The sequence below is a fragment of the Croceitalea sp. W27 genome, assembly GCF_055693185.1.
Window position 1 is genome coordinate 3,358,596 of record NZ_CM146327.1, and the last position, 19,517, is coordinate 3,378,112.

Below are 19,517 nucleotides of genomic sequence, written 5' to 3' on the forward strand. Positions count from 1 at the left end.
AGGTTGGTTGTAAAAAATATGATTTTTAAGAAGCTATTTTTAGTTCTTATGCTACTGGTTTCTGTTGGCATATATGCGCAACAAGATGCGCAATATACACAGTATATGTACAATACAGTAAGTATTAACCCTGCTTATGCTGGGTCTAGAGGACATATGAGTATAGCTGGTCTATACCGAGCGCAATGGGTGGGCCTCGAAGGTGCGCCAGAGACACAGACTTTTAATGTCCATACTCCCATCGGTTATAAAGGTTTGGGGCTAGGGCTGTCTTTTGTAAATGATGTTATTGGTCCTACTTCTGAAACTTATATTGACCTTGATATTTCTTATACGATCGATTTAGATTTTGATAAGAAACTAAGTTTCGGACTCAAACCCAGTATAAATCTGTTGGATGTTCAGTTTTCCGAATTAAATCAAGATACAGGTCAAGGTACCGACCCTACATTGCAACAAAATATAGACAACCGATTTACACCTAATGTTGGTGCAGGGGTTTACTATCATACAGATAGATTTTATGCAGGATTATCTGTACCTAGAATTTTAGAAACAAGTCATTTTGAAGAATCTTCACTTTCAACAGCTAAGGAGCAGATGAATTTTTATTTTATTACCGGGTATGTTTTTGAACTTAATCCTTTTTTAAAATTCAAGCCGGCAATTTTAAGTAAAGTTGTGCAAGGGGCTCCGCTTCAACTGGATTTATCTGCAAATTTTATGTACGATGAAAAATTTATTGGGGGTTTAGCATACCGGTGGGATGCCGCTTTTAGTGGTATGGTCGGTTTTAAAATTTCAGAAGAATTTTTAATTGGGTTGGCCTATGACCGAGAAATAACCGACTTAGGTGCCACGGCATTTAATGATGGTTCTTTTGAAATTATACTTCGATACGATTTTATAAAGGCTATCGGTAATTTAAAGTCTCCTAGATTCTTCTAAGCACTGTAGATATTCACAAAACTTTATATTCATCGTTACATAAGTAGTCCGACAAAGGCTTTATTTTTGTGGAATGATGGAAGAGCAAGTAATATTGGTGAACGAAAAAGACGAGCCAATTGGATTAATGCCAAAGATGGAAGCTCATGAAAAAGCTGTGCTTCATAGGGCATTTTCGGTATTTATAATGAATGCCAAAGGCGAGACTATGCTTCAGCAAAGAGCTGCCGATAAATACCATTCCCCACTTTTATGGACAAATACCTGTTGCAGTCATCAGCGAGATGGTGAAACCAATTTAGAAGCAGGTAAAAGAAGGTTACAAGAAGAAATGGGCTTTGAAGTAGAATTAAAAGAACTTTTTTCATTCATTTACAAGGCACCTTTTGATAATGGATTAACCGAGCATGAATTAGATCATGTTATGATGGGTTATTACAATGAAGAACCACAAATAAATCCTGAAGAAGTTCAAGATTGGAAATGGATGAAGCCTGAAGCTATAAAATCAGACATTTCCAATAATCCCGACAGTTACACGGAGTGGTTTAAAATTATTTTTGATAAGTTCTATGATTACATCTCTAAAACAGATAGTGAATGAGGGTAAAGGTTAGTAGAAAAGCGCATTTTAATGCCGCTCATAGGTTGTATAGGCCAGACTGGAGTTTTGAAAAAAACCAAGCTGTTTTTGGTAAGTGCAACAACCCAAAATTTCACGGGCATAATTATGATTTAATTGTTAGCGTAACGGGTGATATAGACCAAGAAACGGGTTATGTCATGGATATGAAAGTGCTAAAAGATCTTATAAAAGAGCATGTAGAAGAAGCTTTTGATCATAAAAACTTGAATCTCGATGTCCCAGACTTTAAAAACCTGAATCCAACTGCTGAAAATATTGCAGTGGTTATTTGGAATAAGTTAAGGCCACATATTCAAAAGAATAAAGACATAGAAGTGGTACTTTACGAAACTCCACGTAACTTTGTGACCTATTCTGGCTAATTCATTTTCTAATGAACTTATATCCGTTAAAATTTGAACCTATAATGAAGGACCGCCTTTGGGGTGGCGACAAACTTCAAAAACTGTTCGATAAGCCAAGTAAAACAGAAACCACAGGAGAAAGTTGGGAACTTTCGGGGGTGAAGGGAGATGTTTCAAAAGTTGCCAATGGAGAATTATCGGGCACTTCACTAAATGAGTTAATAGAGGATTATTCTGAAAAGTTATTGGGTGAAAGTGTAATTAATCGCTTTGGGAAGGAATTTCCAATACTTATCAAATTTATTGATGCAAAAAAAGATCTATCCATTCAACTTCATCCTAATGATGAGTTAGCCAAAGAGCGACACGATTCTTTTGGAAAAACTGAGATGTGGTACATTATGGATGCTGACCCTGGTGCTAATTTAATCGTTGGATTCAATAAGAACCTTGAAAAACAGGAGTATAAAAGTAGTCTTGAGAATAATACACTATTGGATTTATTGAATTATGAACCTGTTAAAGAGGGTGATACATTTTTTATAAATACAGGAAAAGTTCATGCTATTGGTGCTGGGGTATTATTAGCTGAAATTCAACAAACCTCTGATATTACCTATCGGGTTTTTGATTTTAATAGAAAAGATAAGGATGGTAATCTAAGAGAACTACATACCGATTTAGCTCTTGACGCAATTGATTTCTCTAAAAAAGACGATTTTAGAGTGGTTTATGATAGGGAGAAAAATAAGGTTAATAAAATGGTCGACTGCCCTTATTTTAAAACCAATATCATTGATTTAGATTCAGATCTAAATCTTGATATTACTGCACGTGATTCTTTTTCCATATACATGTGTGTTTCGGGCCGTGCAACCATTGAAAATGAATTTGGGAGTAGTTCAATACAAAAAGGAGAAACGGTTTTAATATCCGCCTCAAGCGATATATTAAAAATTACCACAAAAGAAGCTAAGCTTTTAGAAGTAACAATTTAACCTTATTTTTGATTAAAACGATTTTATGGCAAGTGTTAGGGATTTAAAAAAAGATATCAATTTTGTTTTAGGAGATATTATTGAAGCCGTATACGAGTGGGAGGCTACTACGCAAAACAAAAACTCCGATAAAGGGTCTAAGCTCATTGATGGCGCTATTAGTGCTTTCGACGAATTGATGGATAAAGTACATGCCAAAGATGTTGAAAATTCGAAAGCTCATTATAAAGCTATTAGGGCTGACCTAGAAAAAAAAGCTACTGATTTAATTGAAAAATTAAACAAGCTTTAGGCCTAGATTATTTTAAGCCTTTCAAATATGTTTCTAGTCTTTTGCCGTATTTTGAATTCGCTACTTTTTCATCAAGAGCATTATAAATAGAATCTAAATACTTAGGATTGGCATCTGAGGCTTCAATCAAAGTTACATAAGGAGTGACATAGGAATTAGGATTGCTTAGTCCGAAATTGAGCACATATTGATACCTTCTTAACAGATTCGTCTGTCTTAGATTTTGAATTGAATCAAACTGTTCTGTAGATAAAGAATTTTCCTTTGGCAGCATTTCTTGAGCTAATTCTAATTCTCTGGTATTAAATTTCGATAGCATGCCCTGAAATTCCGCAAATTTTATGTGGCTCTTAGAACCAGAGATGTCCGAGTTGGTATCAAAAGTGTTCCATGCTGTATTGATTACAATATCCCCAGGCTCTCCAAAAAAAGTTATTCTATCGTTGATTTCGTTATTGTCAGCTTTATCCAAGTAGAGGTAAAATAGTTCTGGGCTCTCGATTTCATATGAAAATGAAAACCCTCCGTTCCCTTTTATAACAATAGAGTCTAAAGTTGCCAATGTTGAATCTTTGGCTTTTTGAAAATATAAAGTTCCTTTTTTCAGACCATCAATAACACCCGAAACTGTCATTGTATTTTCGGTTTTCTTTTCACATGATGTCAGCGTGATTCCAAAAACGCTTAGTAATAAAAGATATTTAGCTAATCTCATTAAGTAAAGGTGTTTGATTAAAAGGAAGACAAAAGTATTCCTTCTAGAAGTATTTTAAAAAATTAATTTAGAACAGTGAAAGAGTCTGAGATATACTCAAAGGTTTCGTGGTACTTGTCTCTTTTGTTTTTTAGCGTCCATGCCATTAGCATGTAGACCTTATCGTCTCCTTCAACAAAAGTGAAGAGGTAGCTTATATCGTAAATGACCCCTTGTACTTTACCATCGAAGGCTACAACTTCTGCGTCTTTGCCATTTATCTTTTTTGAGCTTTCGTTGATAAATTCATATGTGGTCAAACTTTCTTTAAAGAATTCTAGTTGAGCATTTTTATAATTCTTAATTAGGGGCAGAGACTCGTCATATTCTCCAATATCTAAGAAAACTTCCTTAAACTCTTCTTTGGGTTCGTCAATGACCACAAAATAAGTTTCTTTAAATATATTCTGATATTGCAGAGATGCCTCATCATTTAAGTTTTGGGCTTCTTTCATGTATTTAGGAAGTTTAACTTTATACTCCTCATTTATGGTTATGGCTTTAAAGCTATCATCATTAAGTTTTTCTTTTTTAATATTATCACTAAAATCTATACAAGAAAAGACTTGTAAAAGAAGAACGAGGGCAAAAATGCTTTTTAAGATCTTTTTCATATGATGGAATTGGATTTAATAGTGCTTGGCATTGCGTTAAAATTTAGATGCGACTTCCATTAAAAGCGCGCATAAGTAAGCCCCACCTGTACCTACAACATAGCCAAAAACAGCCAATAGTATACCAACTGACGTAAGTGAAGGGTGAAACTCTGCTGCAACAACTGGAGCTGAAGCTGCCCCACCTACATTTGCTTGACTACCTACTGCAAGAAAGAAAAAAGGTGCTTTTATAATTTTGGCAACAAGAATTAACAAACCCGCATGTATTGAAATCCAGACTAAACCTATGATTAAATAGCCTGGTTTGTCAAATACAGCACTTAAATCCATTTTCATTCCTATGGTCGCCACAAGGATATAAATAAAAACACCACCAATTTTGCTTGCACCAGCACCCTCATAATTTTTAGCTTTAGTAAATGATAGACCAATACCTATGGCCGTTGCAAAAACAACCATCCACAAAAACTTAGAGCCTAAAGATGATAAGACCTTTTCTTTATCTCTAATGACTTCAAAAGTGTTTTCGAGAAATTCTGCGAAATGATTTCCTAAAAAATGAGCAAGTCCTACCCCGGCAAAAGCATAAAAAAAAAGCATCATCAAATCATGTAGAGATGTTACTCTTGCAATCTTAGCTGTATGTTCAGATACTTTTGTTTTTAATACTTCAATTGATGAGGTATCTGCTTTTAACCAGGCATCTATTTTTTTTGTTTTTCCAACTCCAAGTAAAATGATTGCCATCCAAAGATTAGCAACGACAATGTCAACCAAAACCATACCTCCGTACTTTTCTTGATTGAATTCAAAGACCTCTAGCATAGCGGCCTGATTAGCGCCACCCCCAATCCAACTACCAGCAATAGTAGCTAAACCTCTCCAAACGGCATCAAAACCTGCTCCTCCAACGGTTTCAGGAGAGAAAATGGATACAATAAGAATAGCTAAAGGCCCCCCAATTATAATGCCCACAGTACCGGTTAAGAACATAATTAGGGCCTTGGAGCCAAGATTCAAAATTGCTTTTAAATCTATGCTTAAGGTCATTAAAATTAGCGCTGCAGGAAGTAGATAACGACTGGCGATATAATAGGTCTGTGAACTTTTTTCGTCAATGATACCCGAACTGGCTAGAATCGAAGGCAATAGATAACACATCAAAACCGTGGGTACAATAGCATAGTATTTTTTCCAAAAACCGGTTTTTATAGAAGAAGTGTAAAAAACAAAACCCAAGCAAAGGGCAAGAAGACCGAATATTACAGTGTCTTCAGTAAACGGTAGTTGGCTCATTTTAGAAATTTGGTATGTTTCCAAATATAATAAAATCCGGCAGCTAAATATTGAGCCAGTAGGTAAACTTTAAATTGATGGATCGCACTCTTGGGGCGAAAGTGTTTACAAAGTAATTGTCATTATACACCAAAAACAAATCTGAAAGCGGTGCAAATCGCCATTGTAGCCTAGAGTTTATACCAAGATTATCTCTTTGATTACTGTACTGAACAAGTGTAGACCAAAACAAAGACTTATTAAAGGTTATATTGGCTCTAGGGCTAATCAACCAAATGTCTGCCCTTGAAAATGGTGATGGCAATTCTATATGATCATACTGCGCATTAAACCCAATATTTACTTTGGGGATGAACCTCCAAGTAAATCTGGTTTCCATAGAGTATCTGTTTCCATTGAAAAAGCCACCATAACTGGGTTGAACGCTAAAAGAAAAATTCTTACGATTATCTGATTGAAATTCAAGTTCTACGTTACTAAAGTGGTAGCCAGTATCGGCTGGTAACGAAACGGCATTTTCCTTTCCGGTAGGTTCAAATTCAGAGGCCAAATAAACAAAACGTTTTGAGAAACGGACTTGTAGCCTTTCAAGTGTTCTAAATTCAGCTGATGTTTCTAAAGATACATTGTAATCGGTATTTCTAAAATCTAGTCCAGGCCTCCAAGTAAGTGTATTGAAAAGTTGTGCCTGGTATCTATTTACTTTTCCTTTTGCCGGCCAAAACCTACCCTCTAAATTATTGGTGAGTTTAAAAATATCCTTTCGTCTTATAAAGCCTAAATCTGAATTAAATTCTTCGTCAATTGAAACTGCATCTACAAACGCCGAAAAGTAACGGGTGTTTTTTCCCAGATTTATCCCGAGTGAATAATTTCCTTCGTTATCATTTGGTTGAAAAGATTTATGAACATAAGCTTTGCCTACCCAACTATTATCTTCAGAGGCCAAATTATAATCTATGCCTATAACCCGATTGTATTCTTCATCTTCAGGTAAAAAAGAAGCAGCATTAATGGCTTGTCTATTTATGAAAAATAACCCAACATTAGATCTAGCAAAGAGCTTTTGTTGTAGTGCGAACATCATATTATTATTTGAGGGTATTTCGTTTTCTTCATCTTTTTCGGTCTGAATGTTCAGAAAACCTAACCTAAGGTTATTGTTTATTTTACCACTTAAACGTAGCCCACCTATAATTCTATTTTCAATGGTGTTATCAGCTGTATCTCTCGCAATGCCAATTCTTCTAGAGAAAAACGGATTAGCATCCCTGCCGCCACCAAAATTTCCAAAGAGATCGTTGTTGTCCACAAAAAATTGTCTCCTTTCTGGTAAGGCCACCTCAAATCGCGTAAGGTTTGTAATAAAATTATCTACCTCTACAGTTGAGAAGTCGGGATTAATGGTTAAATCAAGATTAAGACTATTGCCCACTGCAATTTTCGCATCACCGCCTACTTTTAAATTTGTTAGTGATTCATTGTTTTCAAAATCTTTTGAAGAGATAGTATTTACGTACGGGATTAGCGCAAGCGGCGTTCTTGATTTTCCCAAAGGTTTTTCGAAAATCATATCGCCCATAAAGGCCAGACCAAAAATAAATTGGTTTTGAGGAATTTTAATCCATGTGGTTCGTTCATTGGTCTGCATGTCTAAACGATAACTATTAAAACGCCATTTGGTTTCTCCCTCCTTGAATTTGAAAGAGGTAAGGGGTATTGCCATTTCAGCAGTAAAGTAGTTATCATAAATTTTAGATTCACCACGCCATTTTACATCCCAAGAAGTGGTAAAACCACCTCGATCGGTTCCACCACCAGATATTAGTGCCTCACGTCTTACGCCGTATGGGTTCATGCCAAAAAGAAAGGCATTTGTGCCGTCATTGAAGGTGTCAAAAACAAGACTTATTTGATCAATTCCACCGCCTCTAAAGTCTCTCTGCAATGAGTTTGTCAAAAAATCTTTACCGGCCGCATTTCCTTTAATGGCAATGTAAAGGGTGGTATTGTCGTAAAGCATCTTAATGGTGGTCTGCTGTTCCGCCATCACAGAATCGGATGGAAAGTACTGATGGAAGTCTTTGGCACTTTCTGCACTGTCCCAAATAGGTTCGTCTAGAATTCCGTCAATTTTAATGTTCTCTGAAATAAGTTTTACTGTGAAAGACTTGCTCTGATCTTGTGCATTAAGCTTAAAAAAGAAAATCAGTAAGAGTATAGCAGCGTAATATCTTGCCATATTTGAGTTTGAATTAGCCTGACAAATTTAATAGTAAGCTACGTTAAAAAAATGCCAAAAGAACTATTCTGAGGAATTGTCTTTTTTCTTAGGTTCGCGTTTTGCTTCTTTAAGACTTTTCATAAGCATCCACTCTATTTGGCCATTGGTGCTGCGAAATTCATCTGCTGCCCATTTTTCAATTGCCTTTAGCATTTCTTCATTTAATCGCAGTGCGAAGGCCTTTTTCTTACTCATTCCTTTAGATAAAAGTTGTGATTGCATTTACCAATTCGCTAGAAAGCGGAAAATTAGGTGAAGTATATGATTTCAAGTTTTCTTCTTGTTTTTCAATTTCTTTTAAAACGTGGTTCATATTGTCAATTAAAATTAATTCTGCATCATGCTCTAAAACAGAACTATTTTCGGTTATAGCATTTAATAAGTTATTTGCATCGGCCGTGTTAATCTGTAAGTCTTTTTCACCTTGAATAATTAAGATGGGTTTATTAATTTTTTTAATTTCTGAAGTAGGACTAAGACTCATCCAGCTTTTAAAGAATTTTTGATTCTGTGGGGCGAAAATCGATAGTAACATTGGGTTCACTGATAAGATAGTATCGGTTTTTGCCAGTTCGGCAAAATGTTCTTTGGCTATTTTACCTAAACCTTCATTCTGTTCTGTTAGTTGTTTGCTAATAACACTATCTATTGTGTTTGAAGGGCCAGCTAAAGAGATGTACGATTTTATATTGTCATCGGCAGCCAACATTGCCACTAGAGAGCCTTGGCTATGACCGATTAAATGTATCGACTTAAAACGGTTATCATTTTTAAAGTGAGCGATTACTTTTGATACATCGTCTACAAAATCTGTAATACTGATATTTTTTAAAAATTTAAAGTTATTTGTATTTGAGGTCCGCTTATCATACCTATAAAGGGTGATTCCGTTTTTGGTTAAACTATCCGATAGTTGCGCAATGTAGTTCGCTTTGGCAAGCCCTCCCTGATTACCGTTTCTATCCACATTTCCAGAACCGTGTACGAAGATAAGTAGCGGTACTTTCTGCTTCGTTTTAGGATAACTGAGGGTGCCGGGGATAGAAATTTGCCCATTTTTCAAATCAATTTCTTCGATTACAATGTTCTGGCCTTGTAAAAGGAGTGGAAGTAATATGAATATGAAATAAACGTTTTTCATCTGTTCTTTTCTCTTTCAAATACGACGGTCGCAGAATTTTCAGCAATATGGATGACTTGCCACCCTTGTTTGGCAAATTCATTTAAGGTGGCTTCTAAACGTTCACCATTTTTGTTCAATCCCATTTTCCATTTTTCAACTTTATATTCCTTCATTATTGAAATATCTATTTATTACTATTTGAGCATTATCAGGATTTTGAGTTCCAATAAGTATCTTTTTTCCATTTTTTAGATGAATTTGAATACCCATATTACCCTTAACATTATATGCCATGTCATTACTTTTTGGAACAGGTTTTATTCCCCAACCGCCATATTCTAGAATAGGCTTGTATTTACGGGTATAACACTTATCCATTTCTTTCCATGAGATAGTTTTCTTACCTCTATGAAAAGGCCTGAACTGATATTGAATTCCGTTTTCATCAATGGTTGTTTTTAAACCTAATAAAAATAGTAAAGCTACTACTAGCACTAACATTAAAATTACAGCTATTTGGGCTGCGTAATCAGAGGAGGATACTTTGTCTACTGAATTTCCAGCAATGTACCACTCGTACATAAAATAAAGCAAAATACCAATTACGCTGAAGTTTATTACAAGCATCCACCATTGGTTAAACCTTTGTTTTTCTTCATAAATTCGCATTTTCTAATGATTTAAAGTTCCAGTATTTACAATGGGGGAAGCATCTTTATCAGAGCATAGTACTACCATGAGGTTACTTACCATTGCTGCTTTACGTTCTTCATCCAAATCAACAATATTCTTTTGGCTGAGTTCTTCAAGCGCCATTTCAACCATACTCACAGCGCCTTCAACAATTTTATGTCTTGCAGCAACAATAGCGGTTGCCTGTTGTCTTTTAAGCATCGCATTGGCAATTTCTTGAGCATAAGCAAGATACCCTATTCTGGCTTCAAGTACTTCGATACCTGCCATAGAAAGTCTTTCTTGCACTTCTTTTTCTAAAGCTTCGCTAACTTCATTTACACTAGACCGTAGGGTGATATCTTCTTCAATACCTTCATCTGCAAAATTATCGTACGGATACATACTTGCCAATTTTCGAACGGCGGCATCTGTCTGTACTCTTACAAAATTCTTATAATCATCTACCTCAAATGCAGCTTTGTAAGTATTGGTAACACGCCATACCAAAATGGTGCTTATCATAACCGGGTTACCTAATTTGTCATTGACTTTAAGTCTTTCGCTATCGAAGTTGCTGGCCCTAAGGGATATTTTCTTTTTTGAGTAAAGCGGATTTACCCAATAAAGCCCATTTCTTTTAATTGTGCCTACGTATTTACCAAAGAGCAATAACACTCTCGAACTGTTTGGGTTAACAAGTACAAGTCCGAAAGCTAAAATGAAGCCTAAAAACACCAAAATTCCGAACCAAGGTGAACTAGTAGAGATGATTGCGGCTATTCCCCCAAAGAATAAAAGCAAAAAAATAAATAGCATGAAGTAACCATTAAGGGGAGTTACAATTTTTTCGTTTGTCATAGTTGATTATTTGAAATGATATTAAAATGATATCATAAATATATAATATTAAATCGAATAATCAAAATGCGTTTGTTTTAAGTAGTAAAAAGTAATTTTTGGTTAACATATACCTTTATAATAAGCGTTACTTTTGGCGAAAATTAATTTCATGCGCGGTATTTTTCTTCTTTTGTTCTTGATTCCCACACTTGCTTTTTCAAATATTTGGGGTCGTACCGGCCACCGGGTAACAGGTCATATAGCCGAAAAACACCTCACTAGAAAAGCAAGAAAAGCAATAAAAGAATTATTAGATGGGCATAGTCTTGCATTTGCATCTACCTATGCCGATGAGATTAAGTCTGACCGTAGTTTTTCTGAATATACTCCATGGCACTATGTGAACTATCCACTGGCGCAAAGTTATCTTGAATCGGATAAAAGCGAGTATGGTGATCTTGTGGTAGCCATTGATAGTTGTATTACTGTTCTAAAAAACAAGAACAGTACAAAAAAGGATAAAGCGTTCTATTTAAAATTTTTAATTCATCTAATAGGTGATCTTCATCAGCCTATGCATGCTGGTATAGAGGCGGATCGTGGCGGTAATGATATTCAAGTACAATGGTTTGGTAGAGGGTCAAACCTGCACAAAGTGTGGGATACCAATATGTTGGAAGCATACGGAATGAGTTACTATGAGCTGGGAGATGAATTAGATGGAGCAATAACAAAACATGAAAGAAAAGCTATACAACAAGGAACAATAGTAGATTGGTTGGGTGAATCTCACGATTATGCAACTGAACTTTACAATTCGGTAAGTGTCGGTGAAAAATTAGGATATTCTTATACCTATAAATACAACCCACTTTTATTTGAAAGACTACAAAAAGGAGGTTTACGTTTGGCGAAAGTGCTCAACGATGTTTTTTCTTAGTGAAGGTTTATTAACGCTTTGAAACCTTATTACCAGAAATATTTCTTTGTCGCGAACATTTAAACCGATTGACTTCATCGGTGCGTAGCTTTGCATGTTTGGTGCTTCTGCCCTGCACACGTTTACGCCACATTCTGAAACTGCTGGGTTTCATTTCGCGACGCATTATTTCGATAGTCTCTTGTTCAGATATGCCAAACTGATAGGTAATCGCGTCAAACGGGGTACGATCTTCCCATGCCATTTCTATGATGCGGTCTAATTCTCTTTCTGTAAATTCTTTTTTCATAGCATTACAAAGCTACAAATTAATAGACCACTCTAAAGGTAAGATTAATACGTTCTTTAATCGGTTTGGCAGTTTTGGGTATTTGATGCTGCCAGAAGTGCTGGGTTTCGCCTTTCATCAATAGCAGGCTTCCATGCTCTAAAAGTATTTTCTGTTTAAGCTGTTTCTTATTTTTATGTCTAAGGTGAAAAAAGCGTTCTTGCCCCAAACTTATAGATGCAATTACCGGATTTTCACCTAGTTCGGTCTCATCATCGGCATGCCACCCATTACTGTCTTTACCATCTCTGTATAAATTAAGAAGGCAAGTAGTGAAGGTGGTCATGGCCACTAATTCTATGCTTTTTTTCAACTCTTGTAGCTCCTTGCTGAAAGGCTTTGGGTACATGGTAATATTGGAGTAGGAGTAAGCCTTGCCATTGTTGCCAAATAATGCAGTTAATCTGGGTTGCGGGTAGACTTTTCCAAAAACTTTGATATCATCTTGTTGCCAAGGAACAGTTTTCTTTAAATTATAAAAATAGTCATCAGCAATAGTTTTTTCAATAAAGTTGGGGTAGTAACTTATATCTGAATCGGGCAAGTCAAACTTAATTTCTTTATCGAATAATTGAGCCATTATTGCAGAACGGTTTTTAATTGATTTCGATACTCAGAAGGATTCTGCCCCGTAAAAGCCTTAAACGATTTATTGAAATGTGAGAAATTATTGAAACCGCTTTCAAAACATACCTCGGTAATACTAATGGGTTGTTCGGCCAACAATTTTGAGGCATGTACCAAACGATACTCATTTACAAATTGTACAAATGTCTTATTCGTTATTTTTTTAAAATATCGACAAAAAGAGGGTATAGTCATGCTAACCAAATTCGCTATCTCTTCTAAAGATATATCCTCTTTAAAATTGGTCTTGACGTGGTTGAACACGACGTTTATTCTATCATTATCTTTAACCTCGGTCTCCATTGAAAAACCTTCGGCGTTCAAAACTTGAAATTCATCAGAAGATCCCAATTCATTCAATATGTTTAATATAGATAACAATCGTTGAAAGTCTGGTTGATACTCTAGAATCTCCATTTTTTCACCTATCCTTTTTTTGGTCTTTCCATGAAACGCAATCCCGCTTTTAGATATATTTAAAAGGGACTGAATTTTTTTCATTTCGGGGATATCAAAAAAGTTATTCCCTAAAAAATCAATTTTCATTTGCACCACTGTTTCACTTTTATTTCCAGTTAATTTGTCGGTAAAACCACAATGGGGTAGGTTTGACCCCACTAGGATCAAATCTCCATCTCTAAAATAAGAGACATGGCTACCTATTTGTCTTTTACCTGAGCCTCCATTAATGTACACTAGCTCTAGTTCAGGGTGAAAGTGCCATCCGGCATTGGCATTCATTTTATTCTCATCAAATCTTTGGTAAGTAAAAGACTTTCCGAAATCTGGGGCGATAGCTTCAAAAGTAGGTTTCTGATTCATCACGTTCATTTTTTCAATCTTATAGTAAAATTAGTAAGGTCTTTAAGATTGAATCTATGCAAAATTAACTGAAATATATACAATATTACCTTTAATGCAGCAAGTTGTCATAGTCCGGGTTAAAATTGAACATAAATTGGAAAATCCTGTGGTAGTTTGGAAGCTTTAAACGGACTTAAATTTGCCATGTAAATTAATTACAAATCTTAAAAACAACATGTTATGAAGACAATCTTAAAAAATTCAGTAGCAGCAGCCATATTATTAAGTTCAACTTTAAGTATGGCCAACGGACCAGAAAAAGAATTCGGTAAAAAAGGAATTTCTAAGAACGAAGTTGAAAAGAACATCATCAATTTTGATTTTGACCCAACTTTTAAAAGAAAAGGCGACAAATTATTTATGAACCTGCTAAATCTTGATAAAGAAAAAGTAATTATTACAGTTATTGATAGTGAGGGTAGGGTGGTATTTAAAGAAGTAATAAAAAATGCGGTGGTCGTTGAAAAGGCCTTTAATTTTGAAAATGCCTTTGAAGATAAATACACTGTAGTTATTACTGATAGTAAAGAAACTTTCCAAGAAAGTGTGGTGGTTAAAGGAAAATAGTTTAGTTAATTTTTATTCAGTTTAAAAAGCCTCAATCTCAAGTTGAGGTTTTTTTATGTATATCTTTTTAGGTTTTCTCGTTTATGCGGTGGTAAGGCTATGTTGTTAATAGCTAAATCAACTAAGGCACTATCCTTTTTTCGCATGTATAGTAATTGATAAAATTGTTTTACTGTCAATGCATTTACAGATTGTTCAACCAGGTTCAGGTCGTCATCATTGGTAACGGTGCCTTCTTCTAAAACTTTAACATAAGTACCAGGCTTTTCATGATGTATAAACTGTTTTAATATGTTTTGGTCTTTAAAACGAATACCTAGCTTAAAACACGGTTGACGAGGTTGTGTTACTTGTACAAGTGCAGTGCCAATTTTGTAGATATCCCCTATTCTAATTTTGGATTCGTCTAATCCTGTAACTGTTAAGTTTTCTCCGAACATCCCCCAGTCCCAATCAAGATTGGGATACTTTTTCTTCCAGAAATCATAGTTGTCGGCCGAAAACAAGTAGCACGCTTTGTAAGTTCCACCATGATGTTTTCGGTCTATAACAGCATCTTTTGCCACATCTTCTTTTTGTAAAAAAATAGGTTCATTTACGGGATACTTATAAATTCCGGTTTCTATGGTTTCGCCATTCCATAATACTTTGGTCGGTTTACCAATGTTTGTAGAGATAACTTTCATCTTATGAAAATAAAAAAACCATCACATTTGTGATGGTTTTTCATGTTAATGTTTAGCGGGTTAGTCTTCTTTTTCTAAACGTTTTGTCATGGTGAACCCAACAAATAAACCAATACCTGCCATAAAAAAGATGGTTGCCGGGTAAGCCACATCTTCATCAAAACCGAGAGCCTCTAAAAGTGAGCCTAAAAATATTCCGAGACCTATACCCATTAATAGTAAGGCAAGATTTAACAACAATACTTTCCAAATAGGTGCTGTTCTGCTATCTCGGCCCTTTACAAAAATACTTGCATCGGCACCTTTTTCTATTAAGGCCAGTCGTTCTTTGTTTCGTGTTGAGAAATAGAGATAGGCTATTCCGAAAATTGCACCAAAGAAAATTGGTATAATGATTAATTCTGATCCCATAATTGTTTCGATTTTTAATTGATTAATAAACTCATTTGCCCTTATGACGATAGTTTTTCAAAAAAGGTTACACGCATTTAAGTTTTTTTAAATTTATGTAACCTTAATAGCAATATTTTCGTCTTATGGATTAAATGGAACAAAACCAATACCAGCCAAATGTTCAATTAATAATTAATGGTAATTCGCAGGAGTTTTCAAAACTAGTGGATAACTATAAGAATTTGGTGTTTACGGTGGCGTTACGAATGTTGAAAAATACAGAAGAAGCAGAAGAAGTGGCTCAAGACACCTTTGTTAAGGTTTTTAAGTCTATAAAAAGTTTTAAAGGAGATTCTAAATTTTCTACTTGGATTTATAGAATAGCCTACAACAGTTGTTTGGATAGGCTTAAAAAAATAAAAAAAGTGCAACAAATAAAGTCGTTCGATGAAATATCGGGTGTAGAAATATCTGATTTGAGTACAGTTTTAGATGATATTGAAAGAGAAGAAAAGTCAAAGGTGTTGAAACAATGTATAGGCTTGCTGTCACCAAGTGATAGTGCTTTACTTACATTATTTTACTTTGAAGAAAAAAACTTGAACGAACTTTCTAAGATTCTTAACTTAACAGAAAACAATGTTAAGGTTAAACTCTTTAGAGCTAGAGCTAGATTGGCAAAGATATTAAAAGAAAGGTTGAACCCTGAAACAATAAAGAATTATGGATAACCAAGAAGAATTAGAAAAGCTTATCGATAAGTTGATGGTATCCGATACTTTGGAGACACCTTCATTGAATTTTACCAAAAAGGTTCTTGAAAAAACAATTTCTGTAAAAAGTGAAAGATTGGTATATAAACCTTTGTTGCCAAAATGGTTGCTTTCTGTGGCGGCTATTTTTGTTATTGGGTTTCTGATATATGGAATAAACCTATATATAACTTCAGGTATTTCTAATCCATATTTTAAAGACTTGAATAAGGTAGGAATTTGGTCTTCTAATTTTTTCTCACAATTCAGTTTATCAAAAACGATGACGTATGCGATTGTAATATCTGGTTTAATGGTTTGCTTGCATACGTTAGTATTAAAAAAATACTTTGAGAATAGGCTGGCCTAAAACGGCAAGTACCAATAGGCCCAATACATTAGCCCGAATTGTAAAGGAATTCTAAGGATTAGAACCCATTTCGGAATGCCGGCAGATGCTTTCTCGCCTGATAACATGTAAAAATGTACGAATAGGAATATGCCTAGTATAGCTACAATACCCCAAATAGCGATGTTTTTTGTAGAAGAAAAGCAAAGCCCTATGCCTAAAGCAATTTCAGCAACTCCACTCCAGAAAACCAATGCTTTATGATTTGGTAAGTACCTTGGCATAATACGCATATAGGCCTTTGGTTTAATAAAGTGCATTAACCCACCAAATACATACATTAAGGCCATTAGGTAAAGATGCCAGGGGTATATCATAAATTATTCTTTAAAGTGCCAAAACGGTATTTCTGCTTCGATATAGGTCTCTGTTGTATCCTTAACTTTTCGAAATCGGCGCAGTATTAGAAGATGTTTTCCTTCAGAGATTTCCCTAATGTCTATATTGGTCTCAAAACCTAATTGACCCTTAGTGTTTGTAGTCGCGATGAAATCTGAGTCCAATTTTAAGGTGTCGATTTTAAAGGAATAGATTTCATTAAAAAGGGTAACATACCGTTTTCTAAGACTATCTCTCTGTCTTCTATTTTTCCAACTGTTCCCTGAACCGGTTATTTGAATATCAGAAGATAAACCCCTTAGGTCTTTTTCAGGCTTGATGGTGGAGTCGTATGCAAAAATTCGATCTTCAATATTTTCTTCAAAAGGGATAAAAACAGGTAAATAGGGGGTTCTGATTATTTTTGATGGAATTACTATTTCTCCTGGTAAATCTCCTTCCTCCGTGAGTAAATCTTGATAATTTTCTTTATTTGCAAAAATTGAGGATGAATCTCTATCCGCATCCAAATAATTGGATTTTTCATAAGTAAAAGATGCAAGAATTAATATGCATACATATATGGGCGTTAATAGAAGAATTAGCCTCTTGCCGAACTTGTTGTCTAGAAAATTGTAAACCAAGGGTCTGTATAAGAAAGATAAGGTCACAAAACTAAATACCCAATATATCGGAAAGTAGACTTTGGCTACCCATTTGTTACGTTTGAGCAAACCTTGTGTAATAAAATCAAAAAAGGTCAAGAGCATGCCGATAACAAGAAAAATCATTAAAAAGATGCCAACTCCTTGCGATATCCACCTAGGGAGAGTTTCATTATCGATAATAAAATTTGCAATCAACACAAAACAAATGATAACTAAGGCCAAGGCTATCACGTAGAATATCAGTAGAAAAGAAATGGCGAAGAGTACACTACAATAATTTTCGAGACTACCAATATAGCGGTCGAACGATACTATTTTTTTTGAGAGATAGTTTTTGAATTTATCGGTATACTTTAATTTATCGAATTCAATGTCGCCCGAAACATAACGTAAGCCTAAAGCACCTATCCATAAACCCCTTAAAATAACGTGTAGCAATAGATTGAAAAGCAAAATTGAACAGGCGATAAGTGCGATAAAATGCACAACGAAACTATAGATCTGCCTTTCATTTTCTGCATTTAGCATTTCAATTTTTAAGGGCTCGTAAGCTGTGAAAAGCCCAAAAATGGCAAAACCAGAAATTAGAAGTTCCAGTTCCCAACTTTGTTGTTGTAGAGAGTCCAACAGTTTTCTAAACGCAGGACTTTTATAATCGTTATTCATTGGAATGGTTGACTTTAACAAACAAGGTACTAAAGTTTAGTCTTTATAATGCCAAAAAGGAATGGTTACCAAGGTGTCAATTTTAATTTTCTTTTTAAAAAGTTCGTTATCGCCAGCTGGTCCTACAATATGTAAAAGATGTTTCCCTTTTCCTATTGTCGATATATCCAAAAAAGTTTCGAACTGAAGCCGCCCATTTGAATTTGTCGTGTAAATGAACTCTTTTTCAACTATGGTTGAATCGATAAGTACTTCGTACATATCATTTACCACATTCAAGTATTTTTTTTGTTGGTCTACGTCTTTATTGTTGCCTATAGAAAGGGTTAATCCTGGAATCGACATGCTTTTTCCATTAAAGCCGTAGCCTCTTTCATCTTTGTTAGGCTTTAGAGTGCTATCTTTTTCAAAAACGGCATTCTCTTTAAATGTGGTAAAAGGTATCTTAAGGGGTAGGTACGATGTGGTGATAATTTTTGAGGGTATCGTGGCAAAATCAATTAAATCTTCGCTATTGTCGATAACATCTTCGTAGTTGCCTTTATTGGCATAAATGGCACTTGAGTCTCCACTGGTGGTTAAGTAATTGGAATGCTGCTTTGAGAAAGAACTTAGTAAGAAGCTGATAAGTAAATAGGCGGGTAAAATAAAAGTAGCTAACCATTTGGTTCTTTTTTGATCTAAAAAATTATAGACCAAAGGGCGATATAAAAAAGAAAGGGTTATGATACTGAAAAAGCGATAAACGGGATAATAAATTTTTGGTCTTAAATTACCTTTCTTTAAGATGCCCATGCCTATGAAATCTATAAAAATGAGCAAAGCAAAAGAAAAGTAGAAGAATGCCCAATACACATTAAAAATAACCTGCTGTTCACTGCTGAAAATATCGGTAAGCTCTACTAAATTACTGACTAGAATGTAGAAACCGATTATTAGCATATATGCCATAAAGTAAAATATCATTAAAAAAGCGATGGCAAATAGGGTACTGCAAATGTTTTCTAACCTCGATATATACCTGTCAAAAGAACCTACTTTTTTGGTAAGGTGATCCGTGAATTTTTTGGAGTATTGCAATTCATCATAATCAATTTCATTCGAAACATATCTAAGTCCAAGAGCCCCGATCCATACACCTCTCAAAATCACATGCACCAAAAGCACCACCAGTAAAATGCTAAGTGCGGGGTATACCGTTTGTATAAAAAAACGATAAATGAAGTCATCATTGCCAATGGCCTTCATTAGTTCTTCTTTAAGCGGATGCATTACTTGAAAAAGCCCAAAAATGGCGAAACCAGATATTAATAGTTCTAACTGCCAACTTTCTTGTTGTAGTTTATCAAGTAATTTTTTAAAAGAAGAACTATTGTAATCGTTACTCATGGTTGGTTTTTTGATGTTCTAATATAAAGCTTTTACAAAAAAAAACGCTCATAGTAGCTATGAGCGTTTTATATGCTAAAATTCAGACTGGGT

The 19,517-nt window shown here is 35.0% G+C and carries 26 protein-coding genes; 9 read left to right on the forward strand and 17 right to left on the reverse strand.

Features of this window, described 5'->3' with window-relative positions:
• Positions 1–18: 18 nt before the first annotated feature.
• The 5 genes from ACZ1GR_RS15125 to ACZ1GR_RS15145 all read left to right on the forward strand — a co-directional run bounded on the left by ACZ1GR_RS15125 (position 19) and on the right by ACZ1GR_RS15145 (position 3,228).
• Positions 19–948: a PorP/SprF family type IX secretion system membrane protein gene (locus ACZ1GR_RS15125; RefSeq protein WP_472609721.1), complete on the forward strand. Its 930-nt coding sequence runs from the start codon at positions 19–21 to the stop codon at positions 946–948.
• A 73-nt stretch (positions 949–1,021) separates the two neighbouring features.
• Positions 1,022–1,552, forward strand: coding sequence for an isopentenyl-diphosphate Delta-isomerase (gene idi, locus ACZ1GR_RS15130; RefSeq protein WP_472609722.1), 531 nt, complete (start codon positions 1,022–1,024; stop codon positions 1,550–1,552).
• Positions 1,549–1,956: a 6-pyruvoyl trahydropterin synthase family protein gene (locus tag ACZ1GR_RS15135; RefSeq protein WP_472609723.1), complete on the forward strand. Its 408-nt coding sequence runs from the start codon at positions 1,549–1,551 to the stop codon at positions 1,954–1,956. The genes idi and ACZ1GR_RS15135 overlap by 4 nt, the downstream gene beginning before the upstream one ends.
• Positions 1,957–1,967: 11 nt before the next feature.
• Positions 1,968–2,936, forward strand: a complete 969-nt coding sequence (locus ACZ1GR_RS15140) for a type I phosphomannose isomerase catalytic subunit (RefSeq protein ID WP_472609724.1) — start codon at positions 1,968–1,970, stop codon at positions 2,934–2,936.
• Positions 2,937–2,961: 25 nt separating this feature from the next.
• A complete protein-coding gene (locus ACZ1GR_RS15145; RefSeq protein WP_377764701.1) occupies positions 2,962–3,228 on the forward strand; it encodes a hypothetical protein in 267 nt (88 codons plus the stop codon).
• 7 nt (positions 3,229–3,235) lie between these two features.
• Here the strand turns inward: ACZ1GR_RS15145 and ACZ1GR_RS15150 are convergent, their stop codons facing one another.
• The 9 genes from ACZ1GR_RS15150 to ACZ1GR_RS15190 all read right to left on the reverse strand — a co-directional run bounded on the left by ACZ1GR_RS15150 (position 3,236) and on the right by ACZ1GR_RS15190 (position 10,835).
• Positions 3,236–3,943 carry a DUF4369 domain-containing protein gene (locus tag ACZ1GR_RS15150; RefSeq protein WP_472609725.1) on the reverse strand — a complete coding sequence of 236 codons (708 nt, stop codon included), beginning with the start codon at positions 3,941–3,943 and terminating at the stop codon, positions 3,236–3,238.
• Positions 3,944–4,005: 62 nt separating this feature from the next.
• Positions 4,006–4,596 carry a hypothetical protein gene (locus ACZ1GR_RS15155; protein ID WP_472609726.1) on the reverse strand — a complete coding sequence of 197 codons (591 nt, stop codon included), beginning with the start codon at positions 4,594–4,596 and terminating at the stop codon, positions 4,006–4,008.
• Between the two features lie 36 nt (positions 4,597–4,632).
• Positions 4,633–5,895 carry a DUF819 family protein gene (locus tag ACZ1GR_RS15160; RefSeq protein ID WP_472609727.1) on the reverse strand — a complete coding sequence of 421 codons (1,263 nt, stop codon included), beginning with the start codon at positions 5,893–5,895 and terminating at the stop codon, positions 4,633–4,635.
• A 43-nt stretch (positions 5,896–5,938) separates the two neighbouring features.
• Positions 5,939–8,137 carry a DUF5916 domain-containing protein gene (locus ACZ1GR_RS15165; RefSeq protein ID WP_472609728.1) on the reverse strand — a complete coding sequence of 733 codons (2,199 nt, stop codon included), beginning with the start codon at positions 8,135–8,137 and terminating at the stop codon, positions 5,939–5,941.
• Between the two features lie 63 nt (positions 8,138–8,200).
• A complete protein-coding gene (locus ACZ1GR_RS15170; RefSeq protein WP_472609729.1) occupies positions 8,201–8,374 on the reverse strand; it encodes a type II toxin-antitoxin system antitoxin in 174 nt (57 codons plus the stop codon).
• A gap of 4 nt (positions 8,375–8,378) precedes the next feature.
• Entirely contained in the window at positions 8,379–9,320 is a 942-nt protein-coding gene (locus ACZ1GR_RS15175; RefSeq protein WP_472609730.1) for an alpha/beta hydrolase family protein, read from the reverse strand.
• Complete coding sequence (locus tag ACZ1GR_RS15180; RefSeq protein WP_472609731.1) at positions 9,317–9,475, reverse strand: DUF4177 domain-containing protein; 159 nt, start codon at positions 9,473–9,475, stop codon at positions 9,317–9,319. The genes ACZ1GR_RS15175 and ACZ1GR_RS15180 overlap by 4 nt, the downstream gene beginning before the upstream one ends.
• Complete coding sequence (locus ACZ1GR_RS15185; protein ID WP_472609732.1) at positions 9,462–9,971, reverse strand: hypothetical protein; 510 nt, start codon at positions 9,969–9,971, stop codon at positions 9,462–9,464. Before ACZ1GR_RS15185 ends, ACZ1GR_RS15180 begins: the two co-directional genes overlap by 14 nt.
• A 3-nt stretch (positions 9,972–9,974) precedes the next feature.
• Positions 9,975–10,835 carry an SPFH domain-containing protein gene (locus tag ACZ1GR_RS15190; protein ID WP_377764710.1) on the reverse strand — a complete coding sequence of 287 codons (861 nt, stop codon included), beginning with the start codon at positions 10,833–10,835 and terminating at the stop codon, positions 9,975–9,977.
• A 151-nt stretch (positions 10,836–10,986) separates the two neighbouring features.
• Here ACZ1GR_RS15190 and ACZ1GR_RS15195 point away from each other — a divergent pair, with 151 nt between their 5' ends.
• On the forward strand, positions 10,987–11,757 hold the full coding sequence (locus ACZ1GR_RS15195) for a S1/P1 nuclease (protein ID WP_472609733.1): 771 nt from the start codon (positions 10,987–10,989) through the stop codon (positions 11,755–11,757).
• 10 nt (positions 11,758–11,767) lie between these two features.
• Here the strand turns inward: ACZ1GR_RS15195 and ACZ1GR_RS15200 are convergent, their stop codons facing one another.
• The 3 genes from ACZ1GR_RS15200 to ACZ1GR_RS15210 are packed head-to-tail and all read right to left on the reverse strand — an operon-like array spanning position 11,768 to position 13,534.
• Positions 11,768–12,046, reverse strand: coding sequence for a TIGR03643 family protein (locus ACZ1GR_RS15200; RefSeq protein WP_472609734.1), 279 nt, complete (start codon positions 12,044–12,046; stop codon positions 11,768–11,770).
• Positions 12,047–12,065: 19 nt separating this feature from the next.
• Positions 12,066–12,665: an alpha-ketoglutarate-dependent dioxygenase AlkB family protein gene (locus tag ACZ1GR_RS15205; RefSeq protein ID WP_472609735.1), complete on the reverse strand. Its 600-nt coding sequence runs from the start codon at positions 12,663–12,665 to the stop codon at positions 12,066–12,068.
• Complete coding sequence (locus ACZ1GR_RS15210) at positions 12,665–13,534, reverse strand: AraC family transcriptional regulator (RefSeq protein ID WP_472609736.1); 870 nt, start codon at positions 13,532–13,534, stop codon at positions 12,665–12,667. The genes ACZ1GR_RS15205 and ACZ1GR_RS15210 overlap by 1 nt, the downstream gene beginning before the upstream one ends.
• Positions 13,535–13,756: 222 nt before the next feature.
• Between ACZ1GR_RS15210 and ACZ1GR_RS15215 the strand changes: the two genes are divergently transcribed.
• Positions 13,757–14,143, forward strand: a complete 387-nt coding sequence (locus ACZ1GR_RS15215) for a hypothetical protein (protein ID WP_377764715.1) — start codon at positions 13,757–13,759, stop codon at positions 14,141–14,143.
• Positions 14,144–14,196: 53 nt separating this feature from the next.
• Here ACZ1GR_RS15215 and ACZ1GR_RS15220 read toward each other — a convergent pair whose 3' ends face one another.
• The gene (locus tag ACZ1GR_RS15220; protein ID WP_472609737.1) at positions 14,197–14,829 is read right to left on the reverse strand and encodes an MOSC domain-containing protein; all 633 of its coding nucleotides are present in this window, start codon (positions 14,827–14,829) and stop codon (positions 14,197–14,199) included.
• 60 nt (positions 14,830–14,889) lie between these two features.
• Positions 14,890–15,240, reverse strand: coding sequence for a DUF6249 domain-containing protein (locus ACZ1GR_RS15225; RefSeq protein ID WP_472609738.1), 351 nt, complete (start codon positions 15,238–15,240; stop codon positions 14,890–14,892).
• Positions 15,241–15,374: 134 nt separating this feature from the next.
• On the opposite strand from ACZ1GR_RS15225, the gene ACZ1GR_RS15230 reads away from it, so the two are divergent.
• Both ACZ1GR_RS15230 and ACZ1GR_RS15235 read left to right on the forward strand, forming a co-directional pair.
• The gene (locus tag ACZ1GR_RS15230) at positions 15,375–15,953 is read left to right on the forward strand and encodes an RNA polymerase sigma factor (protein WP_472609739.1); all 579 of its coding nucleotides are present in this window, start codon (positions 15,375–15,377) and stop codon (positions 15,951–15,953) included.
• The gene (locus ACZ1GR_RS15235) at positions 15,946–16,344 is read left to right on the forward strand and encodes a hypothetical protein (RefSeq protein ID WP_472609740.1); all 399 of its coding nucleotides are present in this window, start codon (positions 15,946–15,948) and stop codon (positions 16,342–16,344) included. Before ACZ1GR_RS15230 ends, ACZ1GR_RS15235 begins: the two co-directional genes overlap by 8 nt.
• Here the strand turns inward: ACZ1GR_RS15235 and ACZ1GR_RS15240 are convergent.
• From ACZ1GR_RS15240 to ACZ1GR_RS15250, 3 genes are read right to left on the reverse strand one after another with little or no spacing between them, the layout of a single operon-like run.
• Positions 16,341–16,700, reverse strand: coding sequence for a DoxX family protein (locus tag ACZ1GR_RS15240; RefSeq protein ID WP_472609741.1), 360 nt, complete (start codon positions 16,698–16,700; stop codon positions 16,341–16,343). The genes ACZ1GR_RS15235 and ACZ1GR_RS15240 overlap by 4 nt on opposite strands.
• Before the next feature lie 3 nt (positions 16,701–16,703).
• Positions 16,704–18,035, reverse strand: a complete 1,332-nt coding sequence (locus ACZ1GR_RS15245) for a hypothetical protein (RefSeq protein WP_472609742.1) — start codon at positions 18,033–18,035, stop codon at positions 16,704–16,706.
• Between the two features lie 36 nt (positions 18,036–18,071).
• Positions 18,072–19,424 (reverse strand): hypothetical protein, encoded by a 1,353-nt coding sequence (locus ACZ1GR_RS15250; protein WP_472609743.1) that lies wholly within the window; start codon positions 19,422–19,424, stop codon positions 18,072–18,074.
• Positions 19,425–19,517 lie beyond the last annotated feature (93 nt).

Excerpts from the sequence above, each read along its gene's own strand:
- ACZ1GR_RS15125 (WP_472609721.1), top strand. The coding sequence starts at position 19 with ATGATTTTTAAGAAGCTATTTTTAGTTCTTATGCTACTGGTTTCTGTT.
- idi (WP_472609722.1), top strand. The coding sequence starts at position 1,022 with ATGATGGAAGAGCAAGTAATATTGGTGAACGAAAAAGACGAGCCAATT.
- ACZ1GR_RS15135 (WP_472609723.1), top strand. The coding sequence starts at position 1,549 with ATGAGGGTAAAGGTTAGTAGAAAAGCGCATTTTAATGCCGCTCATAGG.
- ACZ1GR_RS15140 (WP_472609724.1), top strand. The coding sequence starts at position 1,968 with ATGAACTTATATCCGTTAAAATTTGAACCTATAATGAAGGACCGCCTT.
- ACZ1GR_RS15145 (WP_377764701.1), top strand. The coding sequence starts at position 2,962 with ATGGCAAGTGTTAGGGATTTAAAAAAAGATATCAATTTTGTTTTAGGA.
- ACZ1GR_RS15150 (WP_472609725.1), bottom strand. The coding sequence starts at position 3,943 with ATGAGATTAGCTAAATATCTTTTATTACTAAGCGTTTTTGGAATCACG.
- ACZ1GR_RS15155 (WP_472609726.1), bottom strand. The coding sequence starts at position 4,596 with ATGAAAAAGATCTTAAAAAGCATTTTTGCCCTCGTTCTTCTTTTACAA.
- ACZ1GR_RS15160 (WP_472609727.1), bottom strand. The coding sequence starts at position 5,895 with ATGAGCCAACTACCGTTTACTGAAGACACTGTAATATTCGGTCTTCTT.
- ACZ1GR_RS15165 (WP_472609728.1), bottom strand. The coding sequence starts at position 8,137 with ATGGCAAGATATTACGCTGCTATACTCTTACTGATTTTCTTTTTTAAG.
- ACZ1GR_RS15170 (WP_472609729.1), bottom strand. The coding sequence starts at position 8,374 with ATGAGTAAGAAAAAGGCCTTCGCACTGCGATTAAATGAAGAAATGCTA.
- ACZ1GR_RS15175 (WP_472609730.1), bottom strand. The coding sequence starts at position 9,320 with ATGAAAAACGTTTATTTCATATTCATATTACTTCCACTCCTTTTACAA.
- ACZ1GR_RS15180 (WP_472609731.1), bottom strand. The coding sequence starts at position 9,475 with ATGAAGGAATATAAAGTTGAAAAATGGAAAATGGGATTGAACAAAAAT.
- ACZ1GR_RS15185 (WP_472609732.1), bottom strand. The coding sequence starts at position 9,971 with ATGCGAATTTATGAAGAAAAACAAAGGTTTAACCAATGGTGGATGCTT.
- ACZ1GR_RS15190 (WP_377764710.1), bottom strand. The coding sequence starts at position 10,835 with ATGACAAACGAAAAAATTGTAACTCCCCTTAATGGTTACTTCATGCTA.
- ACZ1GR_RS15195 (WP_472609733.1), top strand. The coding sequence starts at position 10,987 with ATGCGCGGTATTTTTCTTCTTTTGTTCTTGATTCCCACACTTGCTTTT.
- ACZ1GR_RS15200 (WP_472609734.1), bottom strand. The coding sequence starts at position 12,046 with ATGAAAAAAGAATTTACAGAAAGAGAATTAGACCGCATCATAGAAATG.
- ACZ1GR_RS15205 (WP_472609735.1), bottom strand. The coding sequence starts at position 12,665 with ATGGCTCAATTATTCGATAAAGAAATTAAGTTTGACTTGCCCGATTCA.
- ACZ1GR_RS15210 (WP_472609736.1), bottom strand. The coding sequence starts at position 13,534 with ATGAATCAGAAACCTACTTTTGAAGCTATCGCCCCAGATTTCGGAAAG.
- ACZ1GR_RS15215 (WP_377764715.1), top strand. The coding sequence starts at position 13,757 with ATGAAGACAATCTTAAAAAATTCAGTAGCAGCAGCCATATTATTAAGT.
- ACZ1GR_RS15220 (WP_472609737.1), bottom strand. The coding sequence starts at position 14,829 with ATGAAAGTTATCTCTACAAACATTGGTAAACCGACCAAAGTATTATGG.
- ACZ1GR_RS15225 (WP_472609738.1), bottom strand. The coding sequence starts at position 15,240 with ATGGGATCAGAATTAATCATTATACCAATTTTCTTTGGTGCAATTTTC.
- ACZ1GR_RS15230 (WP_472609739.1), top strand. The coding sequence starts at position 15,375 with ATGGAACAAAACCAATACCAGCCAAATGTTCAATTAATAATTAATGGT.
- ACZ1GR_RS15235 (WP_472609740.1), top strand. The coding sequence starts at position 15,946 with ATGGATAACCAAGAAGAATTAGAAAAGCTTATCGATAAGTTGATGGTA.
- ACZ1GR_RS15240 (WP_472609741.1), bottom strand. The coding sequence starts at position 16,700 with ATGATATACCCCTGGCATCTTTACCTAATGGCCTTAATGTATGTATTT.
- ACZ1GR_RS15245 (WP_472609742.1), bottom strand. The coding sequence starts at position 18,035 with ATGAATAACGATTATAAAAGTCCTGCGTTTAGAAAACTGTTGGACTCT.
- ACZ1GR_RS15250 (WP_472609743.1), bottom strand. The coding sequence starts at position 19,424 with ATGAGTAACGATTACAATAGTTCTTCTTTTAAAAAATTACTTGATAAA.